The following is a 10,840-nucleotide window of genomic DNA, read 5'->3' on the forward strand; positions in this document are numbered from 1 at the left end:
TCCTTCAGCGGTACCGCAGGTAGGGGCGGCGGAGGCGCTCGAAATCGGCGAGTTCCCCGCGCCACGCGCCGACCACCTCGGCCACGCCCGCACCCGCGTCGACCATGCGGCGCAGCCGGTCCGAGCCGCTGAGCTTGTCGATCCAGGAGTCCGGCCGCCACCCGAACACCCGCGGGTAGCGGTCGCGGGCCGTCACCATCATCGTCACCGCCGCCGTGATCGCGTCGAATTCACCGGGACGGGTGACATGCAGGGCCACCCCGCCGCAGGTCTGGCCGGTGAACTTGCCGAACGTCGGCGTGAAGTGCGCCTCCCGGAACCGCACGCCCGGCAGGCCCGCGGCGTTCAGGTCCTCCGCCCAGCGCCAGTCGACACCGGGCGCGCCCACCGTCTCGAACGGCCGGGTGGTGCCCCGCCCCTCGGAGAGCACCGTCCCCTCGAACAGGCCCGTGCCGGGGTACACCAGCGCGGTGTCCCGCGTCGGCATGTTCGGGCTCGGCGGCACCCACGGCAGCCCGGTGTCCAGGTCGTCCCGCCGCCAGCCCCGCGCCCACACCACCCGCAGCGCGACCCGCCCGCCGTCGTCCGGCAGGAACTCGCCGTCGAACAGCGCGGCCAACTCGCCGACCGTCATGCCGTGCTGCTGCACGATCGGCTTGCGCCCGACACCGGTCGCGTAAGCCGGGTCGAGCTGCGGGCCCCGCGCGCTCCCGCCGACCGGGTTCGGCCGGTCCAGCACCACGAACTCCGCACCGGTCGCGGCGGCGGCCCGCATCGCCGTGTACATCGTCCAGATGTAGGTGTAGAACCGCGCTCCCACGTCGGCGATGTCGAACACCACGGTGTCCACGCCCGCCTTGGCGAACAGGGCCGCGAGCTTCCCGGCGTCCGCGCCGTACGCGTCGTAGACGGGGACGCCCGTGCGCGGGTCCGCGTAGTCGCCCTCCGAACCACCCGCCTGGGCCGTGCCCCGGAACCCGTGCTCGGGACCGAACGCGGCCCTCGGCACGCGCCCGGCCGCCACCATCGAGTCGACGACGTGCGTCTGGTCGCGCAACACCCCGGTCGGGTTCGTGACCACGGCGACCCGCCGACCGTCGAGCAGCCGCCAGCCGTCGGCGGCGGCGATCTCCGCCCCGGTGGCGACTCCCCGGTCGGCCCCGGCCGGCGGCGCGGCGAGGGCGGGCGCGACGAGGGCGGGTCCGGTGAGGCCAGGCGCGGCGAGGGCGCCCCCGGCGAGCGCGCCGCCGACGAGGAGGCGCCTGCGCCGCAGGCCGCTCACCAGCTCACCCCGTGGCCGAGCGGGTACGGCGTCGGGCCGGGCACCGCGACCGGCAGCGTGCCGCGCGGCCGCACCTCACCGGTGATCACCTTGGCCACCGACTCCATCGAGCCCGCCCCGTAGGAGTAGCTGGCCAGCCAGTTCGGCGCGGCGGTGTGCGCCACGTCGTAGGGGTTCTGCACCGCCACCGCCACCACCGGTCTGCCGGTCTCCAGCAGCCTGGTCAGCAACGCCTGCTGCGCCGGCTGCTTCGACAGCCCGTTGGTCAGCACGACCACCAGGTCGGCGGCCCCCGCGGCCCGGACGGCCTCCGCGATCCGCGCCTCGTCCGGCGCGCTGCCGGTGGGCAGGGCGGTACCGCCGAGCAGGCCCGCGAGCGTCCGCGTCGTCGTCTCACCCCACCCGGTGACCAGCGCCGCGCTCGGCCTGGTCCGCAGCGGCAGCGCCTCGTTCCGCACCGCGGTGACCGTGCGGTCGGTGATCGCCCTGGCGGCGGCCAGGTGCTCCGGCGTGCCGACGCGGGAGTCGACCGCGCCCTCGTCCACGTACCGGTCGGTCAGCATGCCGCGCAGGGCCTTCATCCGCAGCACGCGGAGCACGCTCTGGTCGATGCGCTGCTCGGTCAGCTCGCCGCCGCGCACCGCGGCCACCACGCTGTCGATCGCCAGCCGCAGGTCGACCGGCATCAGCAGCTGGTCGACGCCCGCCTTCAGCGCCAGCACGGGGATCTCGGCGTCCGGGTGCAGCTTGCGGACGCCGTCCATCGCCAGCGAGTCGGTGATCACCACGCCGTCGTGGCCCAGCTCCCGGCGGAGCAGGTCGATCACCGGCTTCGACAGCGTGGCCGGCTCACCGGACGGGTCGATCCTCGGCATCCGGATGTGCGCCGTCATGACGGAGTCGACGCCCGCCGCGACGGCGGCCCGGAACGGCGGCGCGTCGAGTTCGCGCCACTGCTCCACCGTGCGGTCGACGAGCGGCAGGGTGCTGTGGCTGTCCTCGTCGGTGTCGCCGTGGCCGGGGAAGTGCTTGGCGGCCGCCGAGACGGCGGTGCGCGACAGGGGGTGCTGCTGGTAGCCGCGCACCTGGGCGGCGGCCAGCTCCGCGGCCAGGCGCGGGTCGCTGGAGTAGGAGCGGACGCCGATCACCGGGTTCGCCGGGTTGGAGTTGACGTCGGCGTCCGGCGCGAAGTTCTGGTTGACGCCCAGGGCGCGCAGCTCGCGCGCGGTGATCGCCGCCGCCCGCTCGGCGTCGCGGGTGCTGCGGCCCGCGCCGAGCGCCATGTTGCCGGGGAACTGCGTGACGGGCGCGCCGATGCGGGTCACCAGGCCCATCTCCTGGTCGGTGGAGATGGCCAGCGGGATGCGGCTCGCGCGCTGGAGGCCGTTGGAGAGGCGGGCGACCTGGCGCGGGGTGTCGATGTTGTCGTGGCTGGGGTTGTTGAAGTATACGACGCCACCGGGCTGGTACTCGGCGACCACCTCGGCCGGGGTGCCGACGCCGAAGTCGCGCACGTTGTCGGGGTGTACCTCGTCGGGGGCCTGGCCGTTCACGAAGGTGACGAACAGCTGGCCCACCTTCTGCTCCAGGGAGAGGCCGCGGAGCAGCGCCGCGGCGGTCTGCCGGGCGTGCGCCACCGCGGCCTCGGGCGCGGGTGCCGCGGGCGCGACCGCGCCCGGCACGGCGAAGGACGCCGCGACCACGGCTGCGGCGACGAGCGGACGGAGCACGGTGTCCTCCCTGCTTGGCAATCTCCCACCACAAGGTGGCCCATTCGGCAAGTTACCCACGTCACAGGGACGGGTCAACGGGTTGCGTCGTGGGGAGATTCTGCGGAGGGGCACCGACAATCCGGGGTTCCGGCGGGTCACCCGATCGGGCGGTTCTGCGGGAGGCTGCCGCCGGGCAGGCACAAAAACAGGCCGTGCCCCCAGCGAGTGGGGGCACGGCCAGCAGCGCGGGCTTTCGAGTTACCAAGCGTGCAACTCGTGTCGTACCAACCTGGACTCGGCGTCCGGCGTCCCGGTACGCAGTCCCTAGACGACAAGCCTCCCGCGGCGTGCTGCGCGTGGGTGCTCGAAGTCCGCGCACGGAGCTCTGTCGGGGTGAACGGTGCTTCTCTTCCGCTCCGTCCCTGGCCAACCCGAGGTCCGCAACTTCCTTTGTAGTGCGGTTTCGGCCGTACGGCAAGGGCTCGATGGTGTGCACCGGTCAAGCGACCGTCAGTAGCGGAAGTCCTTGTGTGACAGCGTTTTCCCGCTGACCGCCGGTCCGGTACCGCTGTCCGGGCCCCGCGCCGGGTGAATCAGCTCCGGCGTCGGCGGCGCAGCCCGTACCAAGCGACACCGGCCGCTGTCGCGGCGCCCAACCCGATCGCGGTGACCGCCACCGCCGTGCCCGACGGGCGGGGGATACGGGCGCGCAGCGACACGGGGTCCGAGAACGTCAGCACCGGCCAACCGCGCTGGGTGGCGACCTTGCGCAGCGCGCGGTCCGGGTTGACGGCCGTGGGGTGCCCGACGGCCTCCAGCAGCGGCAGGTCGGTGATGGAGTCGGAGTAGGCGTAGCAGCGCGCGAGGTCGTACTCGTGCTCCTCCGCGAGCTGTTTGACCGCGACGGCCTTGTTCTCGCCCGCGCAGTAGAAGTCCACGTCGCCCGAATAGCGACCGTCGGAGACGACCATCCGGGTGCCCACGCTGTGCGTCGCGCCGACCATGTCGGAGATGGGCGCGACCAGTTCCTCGCCCGAGGCGGACACGACGACCACGTCGTGGCCCTCGGTCTTGTGGTCGGTGATGAGCTGCGTGGCTTCCTTGTAGACCAAGGGATCGACGATGTCGTGCAGGGTCTCGTCGACGATCGAGCGCACCTGCTCGACGTCCCAGCCCTCGCAAAGGGCGGTGATGTGCGAGCGCATCCGGTCCATCTGGTCGGCGTCCGCGCCGGCCAGCATGAAGACGAACTGCGCGTAGGCGCTCTTGAGCACCGCACGCCGGTTGATCAGGCCCTCCTGGAAGAAGGGCCGGCTGAACGCCAGCGTGCTCGACTTGGCGATGACCGTCTTGTCCAGGTCGAAGAACGCGGCGACTCTGCTGCCTTCGATGGCGTGCTCGGTCACTGCTCCAGCTTAAGGGCGGGTCGGACGGGCCGTGGGGCAGCCGTCTTTCGGCGTTTTACGAACTGCCAGTGATGCGGTCTACCGAATTTTCCGTGTCCCTCTAACGGAAGACACGCATGACCCTGTCCCGTGGGGATACAGTAGACGGGTCCGGCTCGACCGGACGGGTTCAGTCCGACCCCCCGGGACTGAACCAATGACGACCCCCGTCCCTCCCCCCTGGCGGGGGTCGTCCCATGTCCGGGGTCGGTCGCGGAAACCTCCGGCGATACCCTTCCCCGCCTCCGAGCCCCCGCGCGGCCTTCTCCGGTGCCCTTCGACGCGGGCCCTCGGCCGGGCGCTCGCCACCGGCGAAACCGCCGATTCGCGGTTCCAAGTTGTCCACAGCCCTCAAGTTGTCCACAACTTGATCAAGCTCGGTTGTGGCGTTCCTCACCACTCGGGAATGTGGCCTCACCCGATGTGAGGAGGACCGGTGAACCGACTGCTGGCCATGCTGACCGAGGCCCGGCTGCTGGACGAGGTGCTGTGCGCCGCGGCCGTGGCCGGCTGCGAAGTGGAGCGCGTGCCCGACGTGCCCGCCCTGCGCGCACGCTGGCAGGCGGCGCCTGCCGTGGTGCTGGACGCCGAGGCGGCGGCGTCGTGCGTCCGTGCCGCCCTGCCCCGCCGGCCGGGCGTGCTCCTGGTCGCCGGCGGCCCGCCGGGGCCGGGCACCTGGTCGTCGGCGGTGGAGCTGGGCGTCGAGCAGGTGGTCGAGGTGCCCGCCGAGCCGGCCCGGCTCCAGGAGGTGCTGTCCGACCTGGTCGAGTCCCCGTCGGGGGACGGGCGGGTGCTGTCGGTGGTGGGCGGCTGCGGCGGCGCGGGAGCGTCCGTGCTCGCGGCGGCCGTGGGCCAGGCGGTCCTGAGCGCCGGCGGGCGCGGCCTGCTGGTCGACTGCGATCCGCTGGGCGGCGGCCTGGACCTGGCGCTGGGCGCGGAGCACGTGGAGGGCAAGCGGTGGCCGGACCTGCGCCTGACGGGTGGTCGGGTGCCGGTCGCGGAACTGCGGGCGGCCCTGCCGTCCCGCGCTCGCGGCCGGGGCCGCCTCTCCTTCCTGTCGTGCGCGCGGGACGGGCCGGACCCGACGCCGCAGGCCGTGGGCGCGGTGGTGGACGCCGGTCGGCGCGCGGGCGACACCGTGATCTGCGACGTACCGCGCCAGCTGTCGCCCGCCGCCGGCGCGGCCCTGGACCGCACCGACCTGGCGGTCCTGGTCGTGCCCGCGCGGCTGCGGGCGTGCGCGGCCGCCCGGCGCGTCGCCGACCAGGTGGCGGGGCGGGGCGTCGCGGTGCAGGCCGTGGTGCGCGGTCCGTCCCCGAGCGGCCTCCGCGCCCGGCAGGTGGCCAGGGCGGTCGGCGTGCCCCTGCTCACCACCATGCGCCCGGAGCGCCACCTGGAGGCCGCCCTGGACCGGGGCCGCTTCCCGAACCACCGCCAGGGGCCGCTGGCCACCGCCGCGCGGGACGTGCTGGCCGCCCTCCGCTCGCACCAGCGCTCGTCCGCGGAGGAGCCCCGGCTCGTGGAGGCCGGTCGTGGGTGAGGTGGTCCGCACCGGCCCTGCGGGGATGAACGGCCGGGCGATGTGCGTGTGGTTGCCCCGGTGGTCCTGGGTTCCCGCGGCTCGCGCGGCCGGTGCGGGTTTCGACGCGCCCACGGCCCCCGGAGCCGCCACGGGCTCGGCGGCGTTCGCGGCACGAGGTGGTCCGGGGTCGGGAGGTGCGCCGTGATGGAGTTCGCGGACCGCGTGCGGCAGCGCTTGGCCGACGGGAGCGTCGCCCTCACCTCGGCGTCCATCGCGGCCGTGGTGCGGAGCGAGGCGGGCGGGGTGGTCGGCCAGGAGGACCTCCAGCGGACGTTGGTGCTCATGCAGCAGGAGTTCGGGGGCGCCGGCCTGCTCGAACCCCTGCTGCGCGACGAGGCCAACACCGATGTCCTGGTCACCGGCCCGGACCAGGTCTGGGTCGACGGCGTCGGCGGTCTGCGGCGCACGGAGGTCGTGTTCCCCGGCGAGCAGGCCGTCCGCCGGCTGGCCCAACGCCTCGCCGTCGAGGCGGGCAGGCGGCTGGACGACGCGGTGCCGTACGTCGACGGCTGGCTGCCGGGCTCGGTGCGGCTGCACGCCGTCCTGCCGCCGATCACCCCGTCGACCTGCCTGTCCCTGCGCATCCTCCGGCCCACCGTCCACGACCTGGCGGCGTTGGAGGGGAGCGGGACCTTCGACCGGGCGACCGCCGGGCTGCTGCGCGCCCTGGTGCGGGCGAGGCTCGCGTTCCTGGTGGTCGGCGGCACGGGGTCGGGCAAGACGACGCTGCTCGCGGCCCTGCTCGGCTGCGTGCCGCACGACCAGCGGGTCGTGTGCGTGGAAGACGCCGGCGAACTCCAGCCCGACCACCCGCAGTTCGTCCGCCTGCTGGCGCGGGGCGCGAACGTCGAGGGAGCGGGCCGGGTCACGGTCCGCGACCTGGTGCGGCAGGCGCTCCGGATGCGGCCGGACCGGATCGTCGTCGGCGAGGTGCGCGGTGCGGAGGTGGTCGACCTGCTCACGGCGTTCAACACCGGCCACGACGGCGGCGCGGGCACGCTGCACGCCAATTCGCCTGCCGAGGTCCCGGCCCGGCTGGAGGCGTTGGCGGCCTTGGGCGGGCTCGACCGGCGTGCGCTGCACAGCCAGTTGGCCGCGGCGGTCAAGGTGGTGCTGCACATGCGTCGCACGGCGAGCGGGGCTCGTCAGCTCGCCGAGATCGGGGTGTTCGAACGGCGGCACGACACCCTGGTGGTTCGGCCGGCGTGGCGGCGCGACGGCGGCTGGCAGCCGGCGGGCGCGGCTCTGCGCGGCCTGATCGAGGCGGTGTCGGCGGGTGCGTCGTGAGCCTGTTGTTGCTGGCGGCTGCCCTGCTCGTCCTGCCGCCCTCGGCGGGTAGGCGGCTGACGGCGTTGCGGGGCAGGCGGCAGCGCCGGTGGCGGCTGCCCCGTCCGAACCTCCCGATCGTGCTCGGGCTGGGCGCGGTGCCGGGTCTGGTGCTGGGTGTCGGCGGCTCGGTCGCGGGCGCACTCGTCGCGCTGACGGTGTGGCGTGCCCGCGCGGACCGGAAGGAGGAGCGGGAACGCCTTGCCGCCACGGCGTCGATCGCCGAGGGGTTGGCCGCGTTCGTCGCCGAGCTGCGGTCCGGCGCCCACCCGGCGCGGGCGGCGGCCGGTGCGGCCGAGGACGCCTCGCCGCCGGCGGTGGACGTGTTCCGGACCATCGCGTCGACGGCGGCGCGCGGTGGCAACGTCGAGGCGGCGTTGGCCCATCCCGACGCGCGTCGGCTCGCGCGGGCCTGGCGGTTGTCCAGCGAGCACGGCGTGCCGTTGGCCGACGTGCTGGAGGCGGTGCGCCAGGACCTCAGGCAGCGCATCGGGTTCGCCCACCGGTTCCACGCCCGCATGGCCGGTCCGCGAGCCAGTGCGGCCGTGCTGGCGGCGTTGCCGGTATTCGGCGTGCTGTTGGGCGAGGTGACGGGCTCGGGGCCGTTGGACGTGTTGACCTCCACCACGGCAGGCCAGGTGCTGCTGGTGGCGGGGGCGGGGCTGATCTGCGCGGGCCTGCGGTGGAGCGCCCACCTGACCAGGCGGGTGGTCGCGTGATGCTGTTCCTGCTCGCGGCGGCGCTCCTGGTCTACCCGCCACGCCGCCCGGTGCTGGCGAGGCTCGATGTGCCCGTCAAGCGGCCCCCCAGGACCAAGCCACCTCCGCCGGACCCGTTCGCGCTGCCGGCGGCGTGGGACCTGCTGGCCGCCACGCTGCGGGCCGGCTTGCCGGTGGCGACGGCGGTCCAGGCGGTGCTGGGCGGTGTTCCCCCTGGGCCTGCGGAGCACCTGCGCAGGGTGGGCGAGCTGTTGGCGTGGGGCGCTGACCCGTCCACCGCGTGGCGGGCCGCTCTGCGTCACCCCGACACCGCTCCGCTGGCACGGGCGGCGCGGCGCAGTGCCCGGTCCGGCGCGGCGTTGGCCGGCGCGGTGGCGGACCTGGCGGCGGACCTCCGGGCGCGTGCGGCCGACCAGGCGGAGAGCCGCGCGCAACGGGCGGCCGTGTTGGTGGCGGGGCCGTTGGCCCTGTGCTTCCTGCCCGCGTTCCTGTGCCTCGGCGTCCTGCCGGTCGTGCTCGGGTTGGCCGGACAGGTGAGTGTGAACTGGCAATGACCAACTGGCAACGACAATCCACAATGGACAGTAGGGAGAAATGTAGTGGACGACAAGGGGATGACGACGGCGGAGTACGCCATCGGCACGTTGGCGGCGGCGGGGCTCGCGACGGTGCTGCTGGTGTTGCTCGGTGGCGACTGGGTGCGGGACCTGCTGCGCGGGCTGCTCCAACAAGCCTTGACGACGGGCACGTGACCACGGGAGATCCGCCGGGTTCCGGACCGGCCAAGGGAAACGCGTGCCGGCCGTCGCCCGGCGGGGCAAGCCGGCGTGGGCCGTCGCGGGGCGGGGATCGTGGCGCGGTGACGGTCGAGGCCGCCTTGGCCCTGTGCGGGGTGTTGGTGTTCGTGGCGCTCGGGGCCGAGGTGGTGATGACGGTAGTCGGGCAGCTCCGGTGCACCGACGCCGCCAGGGAGGCCGCTCGGCTGGTCGCTCGTGGCGACTCGGCGCGGGTGTCGTCGGCGGTGGCGGCCATCGCGCCGGCGGGCGCCGAGGTGGTCGTCCGTCGGGAGGGTGACACGGCGTGGGCGGAGGTCACCTCCCGCCGTGGCCTGGTCGACGTGCGGGCGCGGGCGTATGCGGTGCTGGAGTTCGGCGTCACCGACGAGGGGCGGCCCTCTCCCGTGCCCGGCGGGGAGCGGTGGTCGGGGAAGGGTTCCGAGGAGGAGTCGTCGGGGGCGGACCGCGCTGTCCCTGGCGGGGAGCCGCCTCCGGAGGTGGTGGCCGATGGCGGATGACCGGCGATCGCGGCGCGGCCATCGGTGCTCGGGCTGTTCGCCCTTGGGGCTTCCGCCCTTCGGGCACCGGCGTTCCGGTCGAGGAGGCCGGCCGCGCGTTCCCGGTGACGACCGGGGAGTGGCGACGGTCGTGGCGGTCGCGGTGGTGGGTGTGCTGTGTTCGCTGGTGGTGTTCGGGGTGTGGCTCGGGGAGGTGGTGATCGCTCGGCACCGGGCCGCTGCCGCGGCTGATCTCGCCGCGGTCGCGGCGGCCGGGTGGTTGGTGGACGGGAGTTCGTCCGCTTGCGGGAAGGCCGCGTGGGTGGCTGAGCGGATGGAGTCGGAGTTGGTGGCTTGTGACGTCTCCGGGTGGGAGGTGGTGGTCGAGGTGAGAGGTCCCGGTTCGGTGGTGGGCGCGCCCAGCGCGCGGGCGCGGGCCGGCGCGGGTGAAGGCTGATGCCGTCGTCCGCCCGCTCCGCCGCGACGAACGGTCGCCTTCCGGCGGTGAGTGGATTCACACGCCGCTGGGTGCGGGTTCCGCGCCGGTCAACGGGAACCGGGGCGTTCTGTCGGCCGTCCGCCGCACCGGCGTTCGCCGTTCCGTACCTACCAGTTGTCGACTGGTGGTTACCAGAAGTCCCTTTCATGTCGTTAGTTCGAGTGGAGGCACCGTCGCGGTGTCGAAGAACACCCGACACGGTGTCGTGGTTCTCGAGGAGGCGAACGAAAGATGGAGTGGTCGGATAGCTGGCGCGGGGCCTTCCGCATCGAGCTGCGCGCAGAGGCGGTCAACCTCGCGTGGCACGGGTGGCCTGTGCTGCCGGGAACCTATCCGGCGGGTGCGCGGTGGGCCGGTCGCGAGGGTGCCGAGCACGACGGTCCGGTGCCGGTGCACCACGACTGGCGTGAGCGCGTCGGCACGAGAGCCGAGCAGGTCGCCACCTGGTGGGCGGGGCACTCCTACAGCATCCTGCTGGCCACCGGGCACGGTGTGGACGCCATCGAGGTCGAGGCGGACCTCGGGCGGCGGGCCGCCGTGGCGTTGCGGGCGACCGGCGTGCCGGTGCCGATCGCGGCGACGCCGTCCGGCCGGTGGATGTTCCTGGTCGCCACCGGGCAGGCGTTGGGCGCCGACTGGGTCGCCGACCACGACGTCCGGCACTACGGCGAGGGCGCGTACGTCCCGCTGCCGCCGACGCCGTTCCAGCACGGCGTCGTGCACTGGCGGGTCAAGCCGCAGATCTGCGCGTGGCAGTTGCCGCAGCCCGGTGTCGTGCTGGACGCGCTGACCGAGGCCGTGCACGCGCCCGCCGACTACGGCCTGGTCGCGGCCGACCGGTCCTGACCGCCGACCGGTTCTGACCGCCGGTCGGCCCTGACCGCCGAGGGGGCCTGGCCGCCGGCCCGGCCTGGCCGCCGGCGGGGCTTGGCCGCCGCAGTCAGGGCCGGCCGTGGGGCAGCCCCGACTGCTGGGCGGGCCTCGCCGCCGGGTGGCCCGATC

General features: G+C 74.4%; 11 protein-coding genes. 8 read left to right on the top strand and 3 right to left on the bottom strand.

Annotated features, from left to right (window positions below):
- Window positions 1–4: 4 nt before the first annotated feature.
- From C8E97_RS03115 to C8E97_RS03125, 3 genes are all read right to left on the bottom strand, one after another.
- Window positions 5–1,282 carry an exo-beta-N-acetylmuramidase NamZ family protein gene (locus tag C8E97_RS03115; protein ID WP_425470458.1) on the bottom strand — a complete coding sequence of 426 codons (1,278 nt, stop codon included), beginning with the start codon at window positions 1,280–1,282 and terminating at the stop codon, window positions 5–7.
- Window positions 1,279–3,012 carry a glycoside hydrolase family 3 protein gene (locus C8E97_RS03120; protein ID WP_121001453.1) on the bottom strand — a complete coding sequence of 578 codons (1,734 nt, stop codon included), beginning with the start codon at window positions 3,010–3,012 and terminating at the stop codon, window positions 1,279–1,281. The genes C8E97_RS03115 and C8E97_RS03120 overlap by 4 nt, the downstream gene beginning before the upstream one ends.
- 575 nt (window positions 3,013–3,587) lie before the next feature.
- Entirely contained in the window at window positions 3,588–4,400 is an 813-nt protein-coding gene (locus tag C8E97_RS03125; RefSeq protein WP_121001456.1) for an HAD family hydrolase, read from the bottom strand.
- A gap of 475 nt (window positions 4,401–4,875) precedes the next feature.
- Here C8E97_RS03125 and ssd point away from each other — a divergent pair, with 475 nt between their 5' ends.
- The 8 genes from ssd to C8E97_RS03165 all read left to right on the top strand — a co-directional run bounded on the left by ssd (window position 4,876) and on the right by C8E97_RS03165 (window position 10,684).
- Window positions 4,876–5,979 carry a septum site-determining protein Ssd gene (ssd, locus tag C8E97_RS03130; RefSeq protein ID WP_121001458.1) on the top strand — a complete coding sequence of 368 codons (1,104 nt, stop codon included), beginning with the start codon at window positions 4,876–4,878 and terminating at the stop codon, window positions 5,977–5,979.
- Window positions 5,980–6,165: 186 nt separating this feature from the next.
- Window positions 6,166–7,308, top strand: a complete 1,143-nt coding sequence (locus tag C8E97_RS03135) for a TadA family conjugal transfer-associated ATPase (protein ID WP_121001460.1) — start codon at window positions 6,166–6,168, stop codon at window positions 7,306–7,308.
- Window positions 7,305–8,066, top strand: a complete 762-nt coding sequence (locus C8E97_RS03140) for a type II secretion system F family protein (protein ID WP_121001462.1) — start codon at window positions 7,305–7,307, stop codon at window positions 8,064–8,066. The genes C8E97_RS03135 and C8E97_RS03140 overlap by 4 nt, the downstream gene beginning before the upstream one ends.
- Window positions 8,066–8,620 (top strand): type II secretion system F family protein, encoded by a 555-nt coding sequence (locus C8E97_RS03145; RefSeq protein ID WP_121001464.1) that lies wholly within the window; start codon window positions 8,066–8,068, stop codon window positions 8,618–8,620. The genes C8E97_RS03140 and C8E97_RS03145 overlap by 1 nt, the downstream gene beginning before the upstream one ends.
- A 45-nt stretch (window positions 8,621–8,665) precedes the next feature.
- Window positions 8,666–8,818 carry a DUF4244 domain-containing protein gene (locus C8E97_RS03150; RefSeq protein WP_121001466.1) on the top strand — a complete coding sequence of 51 codons (153 nt, stop codon included), beginning with the start codon at window positions 8,666–8,668 and terminating at the stop codon, window positions 8,816–8,818.
- Between the two features lie 107 nt (window positions 8,819–8,925).
- Window positions 8,926–9,360 (top strand): TadE family type IV pilus minor pilin, encoded by a 435-nt coding sequence (locus C8E97_RS03155; protein WP_342776176.1) that lies wholly within the window; start codon window positions 8,926–8,928, stop codon window positions 9,358–9,360.
- Between the two features lie 118 nt (window positions 9,361–9,478).
- Window positions 9,479–9,796, top strand: coding sequence for an Rv3654c family TadE-like protein (locus C8E97_RS03160; protein ID WP_246018643.1), 318 nt, complete (start codon window positions 9,479–9,481; stop codon window positions 9,794–9,796).
- Between the two features lie 273 nt (window positions 9,797–10,069).
- Window positions 10,070–10,684 carry a bifunctional DNA primase/polymerase gene (locus C8E97_RS03165; protein ID WP_121001470.1) on the top strand — a complete coding sequence of 205 codons (615 nt, stop codon included), beginning with the start codon at window positions 10,070–10,072 and terminating at the stop codon, window positions 10,682–10,684.
- The last annotated feature ends 156 nt before the right edge of the window (window positions 10,685–10,840 follow it).

Source organism: Saccharothrix australiensis, assembly GCF_003634935.1.
Taxonomy (GTDB): Bacteria; Actinomycetota; Actinomycetes; order Mycobacteriales; family Pseudonocardiaceae; genus Actinosynnema; species Actinosynnema australiense.

Coding starts and splice junctions, on each gene's coding strand:
- C8E97_RS03135 (WP_121001460.1), top strand. CDS start 6,166: ATGGAGTTCGCGGACCGCGTGCGGCAGCGCTTGGCCGACGGGAGCGTC.
- C8E97_RS03165 (WP_121001470.1), top strand. CDS start 10,070: ATGGAGTGGTCGGATAGCTGGCGCGGGGCCTTCCGCATCGAGCTGCGC.
- C8E97_RS03145 (WP_121001464.1), top strand. CDS start 8,066: ATGCTGTTCCTGCTCGCGGCGGCGCTCCTGGTCTACCCGCCACGCCGC.